Origin of the sequence: Rathayibacter sp. VKM Ac-2805, assembly GCF_009834265.1 — a bacterium.
Classification (GTDB): Bacteria; Actinomycetota; Actinomycetes; order Actinomycetales; family Microbacteriaceae; genus Rathayibacter.
Map to the genome: position 1 here is coordinate 1,040,703 of NZ_CP047185.1, position 13,134 is coordinate 1,053,836.

Below are 13,134 nucleotides of genomic sequence, written 5' to 3' on the forward strand. Positions count from 1 at the left end.
CCCACCGGGAACCGGGAGCGATGCCGGGATGCGGACGTACGATGCAGGAATGGTCGATGACGCCGAGCCCCGCGAGAGTCCGATCGACGAGAGCCGCCTCTCCGTCCGGTCGCCGAAGAGACGCGCCGTCGGGATCCCCGGCGTCGCCCACGCCCTCGAGATCTCGCTCAAGCAGATGGGCCCGGTGCGCAGCGCCGAGACGCTCCTGCGGGTGAACCAGAAGACCGGATTCGACTGCCCGGGCTGCGCCTGGCCGGAGGGCGACAAGCGCCACGTCGCCGAGTTCTGCGAGAACGGAGCGAAGGCGGTCGCCGAGGAGGCCACGCTCCGCACCGTCACATCGGCGTTCTTCGCCGCGCACCCCGTCGCGGAGCTGGAGGAGTGGGACGACTTCGCGCTCGGCCAGCAGGGCCGGCTCACGGAGCCGATGCTGCTCGAGGAGGGCGCGACGCACTACCGGCCCGTGGGCTGGGACGAGGCGCTCGACCTCGTGGCCGAGGAGCTGCGCGCCTGCGCGAGCCCCGACGAGGCGATCTTCTACACGTCCGGCCGGACCTCGAACGAGTCGGCCTTCGTCTACCAGCTGATGGTCCGCGGCTTCGGCACGAACAACCTGCCCGACTGCTCGAACATGTGCCACGAGTCCAGCGGATCCGCCCTCACCGAGACGATCGGGATCGGCAAGGGCTCGGTGAGCCTGCGCGACGTGGAGCGGGCTCCGCTGATCATCGTCGCCGGCCAGAACCCCGGAACGAACCACCCGCGGATGCTGACCGCGCTGGAGCGCGCCAAGCGCGCCGGCGGCACCATCGTGGCCGTGAATCCGCTGCCGGAGGCGGGGCTGCTCCGCTTCCAGAACCCGCAGACCGTCCGCGGCACCCTGGGCGACGGCACGGCCCTCGCCGACCACTTCCTCCAGGTCCGGCTGGGCGGCGACCAGGCCCTGTTCCAGGGTCTGGGCAAGGCGCTGCTCGAGGCGGAGGAGGCGCGCGGCGACGTCTTCGACCACGCCTTCATCCGCGAGAGCACCGGCGGCCTCGCCGAGTACCTCCACGGGCTGCGGGAGGTCCAGTGGGACGAGATCGAGCGGGCGAGCGGGATCGACGAGACGCGCATCCGCACCGTCGCCGAGCTGATCGCGGCGTCCGAGGGCACCGTCGTCTGCTGGGCGATGGGCCTCACGCAGCACGCGCACTCGGTCGCGACGCTCAAGGACGTCGTCAACGTGCTCCTGCTCACCGGCAACATCGGCAAGCCCGGCGCGGGCGTCTGCCCGGTGCGCGGCCACTCGAACGTGCAGGGCGACCGCACGATGGGCATCTTCGAGCGGATGCCGGACTCCTTCCACGACGCGCTCGACCGCGAGTTCTCCTTCTCCTCCCCGCGCGTGCACGGGACGGACACGGTCGCCGCGATCCGGGCGATGCGCGACGGGAAGGCCCGCGTGTTCATGGGGCTCGGCGGCAACTTCGCCCGGGCGACGCCCGACAGCGGAGTGACGGAGGCGGCGATGCGCTCGCTCGCCCTCACCGTCCACGTCTCGACCAAGCTCAACCGCTCGCACGTGGTCACCGGCCGGCGCGCGCTGATCCTGCCCACCCTCGGCCGCACCGACTCCGACGTGCAGCGCTCGGGCGAGCAGCGGGTCACGGTCGAGGACTCGATGAGCGCCGTGCACGCCTCCCGGGGCCGCCTGCGCCCGCCGAGCCCGGGCCTGCGCTCGGAGGTGGCGATCCTCACGGGGATCGCGGAGCGGCTGCTCGAGGGCCGCGAGAACGTCCCCCGGGTCGACTGGGCGGGACTGCGCGACGACTACCGCCGCATCCGCTCGCACATCGCCAACGTCGTCCCCGGTTTCGACGGCTTCGAGGCCCGGATCGACGTGCCCGGCGGCTTCGTCCTCCCGCACCCGCCGCGCGACGCGCGCCGCTTCGACACGCCCTCCGGTCTGGCCCGCTTCACCGCGAATCCGCTCGAGTACCCGCGGGTGCCGGAGGGCAGGCTGCTGCTGCAGACGCTGCGCTCGCACGACCAGTTCAACACCACGATCTACGGCAAGGACGACCGCTACCGCGGGATCCACGACGGCCGCCGGGTGGTGTTCGTCCACGCCGACGACGTCGCCGAGCTGGGCTTCGCGGACGGCGCGATGGTCGACCTGGTCTCGGAGTGGCCCGACGGCGTCGAGCGGCGGGCGGAGGCGTTCCGCGTCGTGGCGTACGACACGCCCCGCGGCTGCGCGGCCGCCTACTACCCCGAGACGAACGTCCTCGTGCCGCTGGACTCGACCGCGAAGATCAGCAACACGCCGACCTCGAAGTCGGTCGTGATCCGCCTCGAACCGGCGGCGTAGGCCTCACCAGGGCAGCGGCAGCAGGCGCACCGAGTCGCCCGCTGCCGCTCCCGGTGCGGGCACGACGGCCACGGCCTCCGAGGCGGCGAGACCGGTGAGCATGTGCGAGCGGATGCCGGCGGAGGCCCGCCAGCCGTCCTCGCCGGAGGAGACGGGCACGAGCACCGTGGTCCCCGCGCGCCCGAGCGGCTCGGCGAGGACGCCCCGGCCGAGGGGCCGGGCAGCGGCGCCGGACGCCGCGTCGAGGGCCGGCGGCAGGAAGGATACCGCCGCGAGCAGGGCGGCGAGCGGGTTGCCCGGCAGCGCGATCACCAGCGTCCCTCCCGGCAGCAGCGCAGCCATGGTCGGGTGGCCGGGGCGCATTCCGACGCCGTCGACGAGGACGCGCGCGCCCACCGCATCGAGGGCGCGACGGACCGCGTCCACCCGGGAGCGCCCGGTCCCGCCCGTCGTGAGGAGGATCGGCGCCGTGCCCGCCAGCAGCGTCCGTGCGATCGCCTCCTCGTCGTCGCCGCGGCGCACGACCTCTCCCACGGCTCCGCCCGAGAGCTCGACCAGCGCGGGCAGCAGCGGCGTGAACGCGTCGCGCACCCGTCCGGCGGGCGGCATCCCCTCGGTGTCGACCTCGTCTCCCGTGAGGAGCAGGTCGACCGCGGCGGGCGGGCGGACGTCGAGCGCGTCGATCCCGGCGACCGCGAGCAGGGCGAGGTGCGCGGGAGTGAGGCGGGTCCCGGCGCCGACCAGCACGGCCCCGCGGGCGGCCTCGTCGCCCGCGCGCCGGACGTGGCGGCCGGGCGGGAGGGGCGCCCGCGCCGTGAGCAGGTCGTCGCGGACTGCGCCCTGCTCGGACGGCAGCACCGCGTCGCTCCAGTCGGGGACGGCGGCTCCGGTGACGATCGGCGCGGCGATGCCGTCCTCGAGCGGCCAGGGCCCGGGTCCGCGCACGGCCCAGCCGTCCATGGCCGAGGAGTCGTAGTGGGGGAGCGGCCGGGCGGCGGCGACGGCGCGGTCGAGGACGGCTCCGCGGGCGTCGAGGAGGGGGACGCTCGAGACGCCGGAGCGCGCCACCGCTTCGCCGACGATCCGCCTGGCCTCGTCCCAGTCGGTCGCCTCGTGCCCGTGCGCGCTCATCCCGTCCATTCTCCCGGGGCTCGGGGCGGGCCCTGGGCAGGACCCGCCCCGTCGGTCATCCCAGGTAGCCGTTCGGGTTCAGCACGAACTTCTTCGCGGCGCCCTTGTCGAAGTCGGCGTAGCCGCGGGGAGCGTCGTCCAGGCTGATCGCGGTGGCCTGGACCGCGTCGGCGATGTGGACCCGGTCGTGCAGGATCGCCATCATCAGCTGCCGGTTGTACTTCATGACCGGGCACTGGCCCGTGGTGAAGGACAGCGACTTCGCCCAGCCGAGCCCGAGGCGGATCGACAGCGAGCCCTCCTGGGCCGCCTCGTCGACTCCGCCCGGGTCGCCCGTGACGTAGAGGCCCGGGATGCCGAGGGCGCCGCCCGCCGCGGTGATCGACATCAGCGAGTTCAGCACCGTCGCCGGCGCCTCCTTCCCCGAGTCGGCGCCGTTGCCGTGCGCCTCGAAGCCGACGGCGTCCACTCCGCAGTCGACCTCGGGCACGCCGAGGATCTGCTCGATCTGGCCGGCCGGATCGCCCTTCGAGACGTCGACCGTCTCGCAGCCGAAGGAGCGCGCCTGCGCCAGACGCTCCTCGTTGAGGTCCGCGACGATCACGACGGCCGCTCCGAGCAGCTGCGCTCCGACCGCCGCGGCGAGTCCGACCGGTCCCGCTCCTGCGACGTAGACCGTGGAGCCGACGCCGACCCCGGCGGTCACCGCGCCGTGGAAGCCCGTCGGGAAGATGTCCGAGAGCATCGTCAGATCGAGGATCTTCTCGAGCGCCTGATCGCGGTCCGGGAACACCAGGAGGTTCCAGTCGGCGTAGGGGACCATCACGTACTCGGCCTGCCCGCCGACCCAGCCGCCCATGTCGACGTAGCCGTACGCGCTGCCCGGGCGGTCCGGATTCACGTTGAGGCAGATGCCGGTCTTGCGCTCCTTGCAGTTGCGGCAGCGGCCGCAGGCGATGTTGAACGGCACGGACACGATGTCGCCGACCTTGACGAACTCGACGTCGGGGCCGACCTCCACGACCTCGCCGGTGATCTCGTGGCCGAGCACGAGGTCCGACGGAGCGGTGGTGCGGCCGCGGACCATGTGCTGGTCCGAGCCGCAGATGTTGGTGGAGACGGTGCGGAGGATGGCGCCGTGCGGCAGCTTCCGCCCGATGTTCGCCGGATTGACGCCGGGTCCGTCCTTCAGCTCGAAGGTGGGGTAGTCGATGTCGATGACCTCGACGACTCCGGGGGACTTGTAGGCGACGGCTCTGTTGCCTGACATGCGGGGCTCCTTCAGATGGACGACCGCGGCGCAGTCGGCCGCGGGAGTCCTGCGCCGCTCTCGGTCCGAGCCGCGGCACCGGGACTCGGGGGAACCGTACGGCGTCGGCCTGGTGCCGGATCGAGGCCGGTGGAGTAGCGTCTCAGGAGGCGTGCGTACGCTCGTCCACCGCCCGGTGCGAGGCCGTGAGCGCGGCGTCGAGCGCGTCCCGGCCGCCCCCGGCCAGGCCCGCCGCGTAGCCCGCGAGGAACGTGGTCAGCGGAGCCGCCGGCCGGACCACTCCGTGCGCCGCGCGACCGGCGAGGGCGAGCAGGGCGTCCGGGTCCACCGGGACCTCGCCGAGGCCGAGCGCGGAGCACAGCTCGGCCCACCAGCCGGCGAGCACCTCCTCCGTGGGGCGGGCGCCGTCGGAGGCGGAGGGGCGGGGGCCGGTCGTGTCGTCCATCCGCTCAGTCTGCGCCGCGCGGGCCCGGCAGGTCGATCCCGTGCCGGAGCGCGTCGGCGGGCGCGTCGACGTCGTCGGTCGTCCCTCCGGGCACCGTCACGAGCCGCGGGGGAAGGTCCCGGAGGAGGGCGCGCACCGAGGCGCCGTCGGGATCGCCGAGCGCGGTGAGCGCTTCGACGAGGGCCGCTCGCCGGTGCACGCCGAGGAGCTGCTGGGCTCGGCCGCTCGCGTCGACGGCCAGGAGGGAGGCCTCGACGGCGCTCGATGCGACCTCGAGCAGCGTGTGCACGGCGGGAGCGGGGGCGACGAGATCGGCGGCGAGAACGACGACCCAGTCCGGAGCGCCCGGGCGGTCGAGCAGGAGCAGCGCGGCGGCCAGGCCCGCGACCGGGCCGCCGAACGGCGGATCCTCCTGGACGAGCTCGGCGCCGTCGACGGCCTGTGCGAGCGACGACGGTCCGGCCACGACCCTCCGCTCGGCTCCGCGCACGGCTGCGAGGGCGGTGCCGAGGAGCGTCGACTCGCGGTGCCGGAGGAGCGGCTTGACCGCGCCGCCGAGGCGGGAGGCGCGTCCGCCGGCGAGCACGACCGCGTCGAAGCGGGGGAGCGGAGGCGGCGGGAGCACGGGACCGAGGCTACGCGCGCTCCGGTCTCCGCCGTCCCGGCTCCGGTGTCGGAGGTCGCGGCTACTCTGGTCGGGTGGTAGCAGCCCTGTATCGCCGGTACCGGCCCGAGACGTTCGCCGAGATGATCGGCCAGTCCCAGGTGACGGATCCGCTCATGACGGCGCTCCGCACCAACCGCGTCAACCACGCCTACCTCTTCAGCGGCCCCCGCGGCTGCGGCAAGACCACCTCGGCGCGCATCCTCGCCCGCTGCCTCAACTGCGCGACGGGCCCGACCGACACCCCCTGCGGCGTCTGCGACAGCTGCGTCGAGCTCAGCCGCGAGGGCCAGGGCTCGCTCGACGTGGTCGAGATCGACGCGGCGAGCCACAACGGAGTCGACGACGCGCGCGATCTGCGCGAGCGCGCCATCTTCGCCCCGGCGCGCGACCGCTTCAAGATCTTCATCCTCGACGAGGCGCACATGGTCACGCCGCAGGGCTTCAACGCGCTGCTCAAGATCGTGGAGGAGCCGCCGGAGCACGTGAAGTTCATCTTCGCGACCACGGAGCCGGACAAGGTCATCGGCACGATCCGCTCGCGCACGCACCACTACCCGTTCCGGCTCGTCCCGCCGGCGCAGATGCTCGACTACACGCAGGAGCTCTGCGAGCGCGAGGGCGTGCACGTGGCGGCCGGCGTGCTGCCGCTCGTGGTCCGCGCGGGCGGCGGGTCCGTCCGCGACACGCTCTCCCTGCTCGACCAGCTGATGGCCGGCTCCGAGGCCGAGACCGTCGAGTACGAGCGGGCCGTCGCCCTCCTCGGCTACACCCACGGCGCCCTGCTCGACGAGGTGGTCGACGCGCTCGCCGAGCACGACTCCGCCGAGGCGTTCGGAGCGGTCGACCGCGTCATCCAGACGGGGCAGGACCCGCGCCGCTTCGTCGAGGACCTGCTCGAGAAGCTCCGCGACCTGATCGTCGTCGCGGCGACCGGGGGAGCGGCCTCGGCCGTCCTCCGCGGCGTCTCGCAGGACGAGCTCGACCGCATGGCCGGCCAGTCGCGCGCGCTCGGCCTGGCCGAGCTCTCGCGCATCGCCGACGTGGTCAACGAGGCCCTCACCGAGATGACCGGTGCGACCTCGCCGCGCCTGCACCTCGAGCTGATGATCGCCCGCACCCTGGTGCACGGCACCGGCGCCGGCATCGCGCCCGCTGCGGCCCAGGAGGAGCGCCCGCGGCACGTGGCCCCGCCGCGCGAGACCGCGGCGCCCGCTCCGCGGTCGTCCGAGGCGTCGCGCGCGTCCGAGCCGTCCCGTGCGCCCGAGCCCCACCACGCCTCGCACGCCGCCGCTCCCGGCTCGGTGCCCGAGTCCATCGCGGCCGCTCCGCGCACCGAGGCGCCGGTGACGGCGTCCGCACCGGTCGCTGCGCCGCCGGTGAAGGCGCCCGACGAGACGGCGGCCGCCCCGGAGGCGGACGAGTCCGCGCCGGCCGAGTCAGGACGCCCCCGCGCGACGGCCGCCGCGGCGGCTCGTCCGGAGCCGGTCGGGCAGGAGCCGTCGGATCAGGCCGCTGCGTCCCCTGAGGCGGCCCCAGCCTCGGCGCCCGCTGCCTCCGCACACGCTGCGGCCGCGGGCGACGCCTCCGCCGACGGCGCGGTCACCCTCCAGCGGATGAAGGACACCTGGCCCGAGATCCTCGAGGTCGTGCAGAAGGCGAAGATGACCGCCTGGCTGGTGGCCTACACCGCCCAGGTGCGCGCCCTCAAGGACGACGTGCTGACCCTCTCGTTCCCGAGCCAGAACGACGTCGAGTCGTTCAAGATGCCGGGAACCGCCGGGCAGCCCGGAGTCAGCGAGTACCTGCGTCAGGCGATCCAGCAGGTCCTCGGCCTGCGGGTGAAGTACATCGCCCGCGTCGAGCCTCGCGCCGCCGCCCCGGAGGCCGAGCGCGCCGCCGTCGAGGCGACCGCCGCGCCCGCCCCGGCTGCGCCGATCCCGGCCGTGACCGGCTCCGACGGCTGGGCCACGGTGGCGATCCCCGCCGATCCGACCCCTGCGGCCGAGGCGGCTGCTCCCTCCGCTCCGGTGGAGGCCCCCGCTGCGGCCGCCGAGCCGGTGCGCGCCGCCCCCCTCGCCGCCGCTGAAGCCGCTCCCGCCGGCGACGAGCCCCCGTTCGACGAGGAGCCGCCGGAGGAGGACATGCCGCCGGTCGAGCCGCCGATGCCCGACTCCTGGGCGACCGTCGCACCTCCCGGCGAGCCTGCCGCCGCGCCCGAGCCCGCCGCCCCGCCGCGGCCCGCCCCCGTCGCCGAGCGTCCGGCTCCCGCCGCGCGCCCGGTCACCCGCACGACCCGCTCGGCGACCGCCGACGGCCGTCAGCGCTACGGCGAGGCGGTCGTCCGCGAGATCCTCGGCGCCCAGTTCATCGAGGAGCAGCCCCACACGCCGCGCGGCCCCCGCGTGACCGGCGCGTGAGACCCCGCCGCCCCTCCGCCGCCCGCACCGCCACCCCCGTCCGCCCCACCCGAGAGGAGGCGACCGCATGTACGAAGGCATCGTCCAGGAGCTGATCGACGAGCTCGGCCGGCTCCCCGGCATCGGCCCGAAGTCCGCCCAGCGCATCGCGTTCCACATCCTGCAGACCGAGACGTTCGACGTCACCCGGCTCGCCGAGATCCTGCTCGAGCTGCGCGGCCGCGTGCACTTCTGCGACATCTGCGGGAACGTGGCGGAGGAGGCGACCTGCGGGATCTGCCGCGATCCGCGCCGCAGCCGCGCCGTCATCTGCGTCGTGGAGGAGGCGAAGGACGTCCCGGCGATCGAGCGCACCCGCGAGTTCCGCGGGCTCTACCACGTGCTCGGCGGCGCGATCAGCCCGATCGACGGCATCGGCCCGGATCAGCTCCGCATCCGCCAGCTGCTGCAGCGGCTCGCGGACGGCGAGGTGCAGGAGGTCATCATCGCGACCGACCCGAACCTCGAGGGCGAGGCGACGGCGACCTATCTCTCGCGCATGCTCAGCACCCTCGGCATCCGCATCACCCGTCTGGCCTCCGGGCTGCCCGTCGGCGGAGACCTCGAGTACGCCGACGAGATCACCCTCGGCCGCGCCTTCGAGGGCCGCCGGCTCGTCGAGAACTGACGCGGCCGCCGGAGTCGCATGACCGCTCCGGCATGCGGTCGACCGGTAGACTCGCCCGTCGGGTCGCGACGGCGGTCCAGCCACCGACACGGGAGCAGCACGTGAGCCTGATCGTCCAGAAGTTCGGCGGGTCCTCCGTCGCAGACGCGGAGAGCATCAAGCGGGTCGCGAAGCGGATCGTCGCCACCAAGCAGGCGGGCAACGACGTGGTCGTCGCCGTCTCGGCCATGGGCGACACCACCGACGACCTGCTCGAGCTCGCCCACCAGGTCACTCCCATCCCCGCCCCCCGCGAGCTCGACATGCTGCTCTCCTCGGGCGAGCGCATCTCGATGGCGCTGCTGGCGATGGCGATCAAGAGCATGGGCTTCGAGGCCCGCTCCTTCACCGGCAGCCAGGCCGGCATGATCACGGACGCGCAGCACGGCGCCGCCCGCATCGTCGACATCACCCCGGTCCGCCTCCGCGAGGCGCTCGACGAGAACGCCGTCGTCATCGTCGCGGGCTTCCAGGGCTTCAACCGCGACACGAAGGACATCACCACCCTCGGCCGCGGCGGCTCCGACACCACCGCCGTCGCGCTCGCCGCGGGACTCGGCGCCGACACCTGCGAGATCTACACCGACGTCGACGGCGTCTTCACCGCCGACCCGCGGGTCGTCAAGAAGGCCCGCAAGCTCGACCGCATCACCAGCGAGGAGATGCTCGAGCTGGCCGCCGCGGGCGCGAAGGTGCTGCACATCCGCGCCGTCGAGTTCGCCCGCCGCCACGGAGTCACGCTCCACGTGCGCTCCTCCTTCAGCCCCAACGAGGGCACCATCGTCTACAACGCCGAGACCGCCGGCGCCGAGCAGAACGGACAAGCCGTGGAAGAGCCCATCATCGCCGGAGTCGCCGCCGACCTGAACGAGGCGAAGATCACCGTCGTCGGAGTCCCCGACATCCCGGGCAAGGCCGCGCAGATCTTCACGATCGTGGCCAAGACCGGCTCCAACATCGACATGATCGTGCAGAACGTGTCGGCTGCGGCCACCGCCCGCACCGACATCTCGTTCACCCTGCCCAAGGCCGACGGCCAGACGGTCCTCATGGCTCTCAACGCCGAGAAGGACGAGGTCGGCTTCGAGTCCCTGCAGTACGACGACCAGATCGCCAAGCTCGCGCTCGTGGGCGCCGGGATGCGCACCAACGCCGGCGTCTCCGCGAAGCTGTTCCGCTCCCTCTACGAGGCCGGGATCAACATCGAGATGATCTCCACGAGCGAGATCCGCATCTCGGTCGTCACCCGCGCCGACACCGTGAACGAGGCCCTGCGCGTCGTGCACACGGCCTTCGGGCTCGACGCCGAGGACGAGGCCGTCGTCTACGCCGGCACCGGCCGCTGACGGCCGGACACCCTCGCGATCCGGCCGTTCCTCCCGAGCGGCCGGACCGACCGGTACCCTCTCCCTCGATCCCCCCGCCACGAGCGGCCCGCGCGCCGCACGGACGAAAGAGCACAGCATGAGCAGCACCCCCCTCCACGTGGGCGTCGTCGGCGCGACCGGCCAGGTCGGGAAGGTGATGCGCCGCCTCCTCGAGGAGCGCGACTTCCCGATCGCGTCCATCCGCTTCTTCGCCACCGCCCGCTCGGCGGGCACGACGCTGCCGTTCCGCGGCGAGGACGTCGTGGTCGAGGACGTGGAGACCGCCGATCCGTCGGGGCTCGACATCGCCCTGTTCTCGGCCGGAGCCACGGGCTCGCGCGCGCAGGCGCCCCGCTTCGCCGCGGTCGGCGTCACCGTGATCGACAACTCCAGCGCCTGGCGGATGGACCCCGAGGTCCCGCTGGTCGTCAGCGAGGTGAACCCCCACGCCATCGACCAGGCGGTCAAGGGCATCATCGCCAACCCCAACTGCACCACGATGGCCGCGATGCCGATCCTCAAGGTCCTCGACCGCGAGGCGGGGCTCACGCGCCTGATCGTCAGCACCTACCAGGCCGTGTCCGGCAGCGGACTGGCCGGAGCGAACGAGCTGGCCGGCCAGGTCCGCGCCGCCGTCGCCGACGAGCACCTGCTCGACCTGGTGCACGACGGCTCGGCGGTCGACTTCCCCGCGCCGGACAAGTACGTCGCCCCGATCGCCTTCGACGTCATCCCCTTCGCGGGGAGCCTGGTCGAGGACGGCTCGAACGAGACCGACGAGGAGAAGAAGCTCCGCAACGAGAGCCGCCGCATCCTCGAGCTCCCGGAGCTGCTGGTCTCGGGCACCTGCGTGCGCGTCCCCGTGTTCACCGGCCACTCGCTCTCCGTCAACGCAGAATTCGCCTCCGCCCTCAGCCCCGAGCGTGCTCGCGAGCTGCTGGCCGACGCGCCCGGCGTCGTGCTGCGCGAGGTGCCGACTCCGCTGGAGGCCGCGGGCAAGGACCCGAGCTTCGTCGGCCGCATCCGCGCCGACGAGGGCGCTCCGGAGGGACGCGGCCTCGCGCTCTTCATCAGCAACGACAACCTCCGCAAGGGCGCGGCCCTGAACGCCGTGCAGATCGCCGAGCTCATCGCGGCGAAGCAGCCCGTCTCCTGACCTCCGTGGACGGGGCCGGCGCCGAGCGCTCCGGCCCCTTCCGGGTGGAAAAGCCGCGAATTTGATGGGGGAGCGGGGCCCCTCCCCGCCGCGGCGTGCTCGGGCGAGCGTAAACTCGACTCTCGTGAACTCCTCGGAACCGGTCGACGTCGCCCTCATCGGTGGGGGCATCATGAGCGCCACGCTCGGCGCCCTCATCACCCAGCTGCAGCCCGACTGGACGATCGCCGCCTACGAGCGCCTCGGCGACGTGGCGCAGGAGTCGTCGAACCCGTGGAACAACGCGGGCACCGGTCACGCGGCCCTCTGCGAGCTGAACTACATGCCCGAGGCGGCCGACGGCTCCGTCGACCCGGCCAAGGCGATCCAGATCAACGAGCAGTTCCAGATCTCGCGCCAGTTCTGGTCGAGCCTGGTGGAGTCCGGCGACATCCGCGAGCCCTCCAGCTTCATCAACCCGGCGCCGCACATGACCTTCGTGCACGGCGAGGCCAACGTCGAGTACCTCCGGAAGCGCTACGAGGCGCTCAAGGACCAGCCGCTGTTCGCCGGCATCGAGTTCACCGAGAGCGTCAAGACCATCCACGAGTGGGCGCCCCTGCTGATGGAGCAGCGTCCCGCCGGCGGCGGCCCCTACGCGGCGACGCGCATGCCGGCCGGCACCGACGTCGACTTCGGCTCGCTGACCCACCAGCTGTTCGACCACGTCGTCGCCCACGGCGGCACGCTCGACACCGGCCGCGAGGTCACCGACATCACCCGGCAGAAGGACGGCACCTGGCGCCTCGACCTCAAGCAGGTCGTCGGAGGCACGCCCCAGTCGGTGACCGCCCGCTTCGTCTTCGTCGGCGCCGGCGGCGGTGCGCTGCACCTCCTGCAGAAGTCGGGCATCCCCGAGATCAAGGGCTTCGGAGGCTTCCCGATCTCGGGCCAGTTCCTCCGCACCGACAACCCCGAGCTGGTCGCCCGGCACAAGGCGAAGGTCTACGGCAAGGCCGCGGTCGGCGCGCCCCCGATGTCGGTGCCGCACCTCGATGCGCGCGTCGTCGACGGCGAGTCGTCCCTCCTCTTCGGCCCCTACGCGGGCTTCACGCCCAAGTTCCTGAAGCGGGGCTCGTGGCTCGACCTGCCCCTGTCGATCCGGCCGCACAACATCGGCCCGATGCTCGCGGTCGCCCGCGACAACCTCGACCTGATGAAGTACCTGATCGGCGAGGTGCTCGCCGGCCGTGGCAAGAAGATGAAGGCCCTGCGCGAGTTCCTGCCCACCGCCCGCGACGAGGACTGGTACCTGATCACGGCCGGCCAGCGCGTTCAGGTGATGAAGAAGGACGAGAAGAAGGGCGGCGTGCTGCAGTTCGGCACCGAGGTCATCACCGGAGGGGACGGCACGATCGCCGGCCTGCTCGGCGCCTCGCCCGGAGCCTCGACCGCCGTGCCGATCATGCTCGACATCGTGCAGAAGTGCTTCCCCGACCGGATGAAGGCCTGGGAGCCGCGGATCCGCGCGATGGTGCCGAGCTACGGCTCGACGCTGAACGACGCGCCCGAGAAGGCCGAGCAGACGGTCACCGCGACCGCTGAGACGCTGGAGCTGTCCGCCTCGGTCTGATCGGCTGCGA

General features: G+C 73.2%; 10 protein-coding genes. 6 read left to right on the forward strand and 4 right to left on the reverse strand.

Features of this window, described 5'->3' with window-relative positions; all coding sequences use genetic code 11:
• Nucleotides 1–49 precede the first annotated feature (49 nt).
• Nucleotides 50–2,353 carry an FdhF/YdeP family oxidoreductase gene (locus GSU40_RS04820; protein WP_104314594.1) on the forward strand — a complete coding sequence of 768 codons (2,304 nt, stop codon included), beginning with the start codon at nt 50–52 and terminating at the stop codon, nt 2,351–2,353.
• A gap of 3 nt (nt 2,354–2,356) precedes the next feature.
• Here the strand turns inward: GSU40_RS04820 and GSU40_RS04825 are convergent, their stop codons facing one another.
• The 4 genes from GSU40_RS04825 to GSU40_RS04840 all read right to left on the reverse strand — a co-directional run bounded on the left by GSU40_RS04825 (nt 2,357) and on the right by GSU40_RS04840 (nt 5,824).
• The gene (locus GSU40_RS04825) at nt 2,357–3,484 is read right to left on the reverse strand and encodes a molybdopterin molybdotransferase MoeA (RefSeq protein ID WP_160033906.1); all 1,128 of its coding nucleotides are present in this window, start codon (nt 3,482–3,484) and stop codon (nt 2,357–2,359) included.
• Nucleotides 3,485–3,539: 55 nt separating this feature from the next.
• Nucleotides 3,540–4,754, reverse strand: a complete 1,215-nt coding sequence (gene fdhA, locus GSU40_RS04830) for a formaldehyde dehydrogenase, glutathione-independent (protein WP_104225123.1) — start codon at nt 4,752–4,754, stop codon at nt 3,540–3,542.
• 142 nt (nt 4,755–4,896) lie between these two features.
• A complete protein-coding gene (locus GSU40_RS04835) occupies nt 4,897–5,199 on the reverse strand; it encodes a DUF6457 domain-containing protein (protein WP_219827812.1) in 303 nt (100 codons plus the stop codon).
• A 4-nt stretch (nt 5,200–5,203) separates the two neighbouring features.
• Nucleotides 5,204–5,824 (reverse strand): NTP transferase domain-containing protein, encoded by a 621-nt coding sequence (locus tag GSU40_RS04840; protein ID WP_244229598.1) that lies wholly within the window; start codon nt 5,822–5,824, stop codon nt 5,204–5,206.
• A gap of 74 nt (nt 5,825–5,898) precedes the next feature.
• On the opposite strand from GSU40_RS04840, the gene GSU40_RS04845 reads away from it, so the two are divergent.
• The 5 genes from GSU40_RS04845 to GSU40_RS04865 all read left to right on the forward strand — a co-directional run bounded on the left by GSU40_RS04845 (nt 5,899) and on the right by GSU40_RS04865 (nt 13,124).
• A complete protein-coding gene (locus tag GSU40_RS04845; RefSeq protein WP_160033908.1) occupies nt 5,899–8,283 on the forward strand; it encodes a DNA polymerase III subunit gamma and tau in 2,385 nt (794 codons plus the stop codon).
• 67 nt (nt 8,284–8,350) lie between these two features.
• Nucleotides 8,351–8,950: a recombination mediator RecR gene (gene recR / locus GSU40_RS04850; RefSeq protein WP_104222157.1), complete on the forward strand. Its 600-nt coding sequence runs from the start codon at nt 8,351–8,353 to the stop codon at nt 8,948–8,950.
• 101 nt (nt 8,951–9,051) lie between these two features.
• Nucleotides 9,052–10,335 (forward strand): aspartate kinase, encoded by a 1,284-nt coding sequence (locus GSU40_RS04855; RefSeq protein ID WP_104222160.1) that lies wholly within the window; start codon nt 9,052–9,054, stop codon nt 10,333–10,335.
• Between the two features lie 118 nt (nt 10,336–10,453).
• Nucleotides 10,454–11,512, forward strand: coding sequence for an aspartate-semialdehyde dehydrogenase (locus GSU40_RS04860; protein WP_160033910.1), 1,059 nt, complete (start codon nt 10,454–10,456; stop codon nt 11,510–11,512).
• A 64-nt stretch (nt 11,513–11,576) separates the two neighbouring features.
• Nucleotides 11,577–13,124: a malate:quinone oxidoreductase gene (locus GSU40_RS04865; RefSeq protein ID WP_104237729.1), complete on the forward strand. Its 1,548-nt coding sequence runs from the start codon at nt 11,577–11,579 to the stop codon at nt 13,122–13,124.
• Nucleotides 13,125–13,134 lie beyond the last annotated feature (10 nt).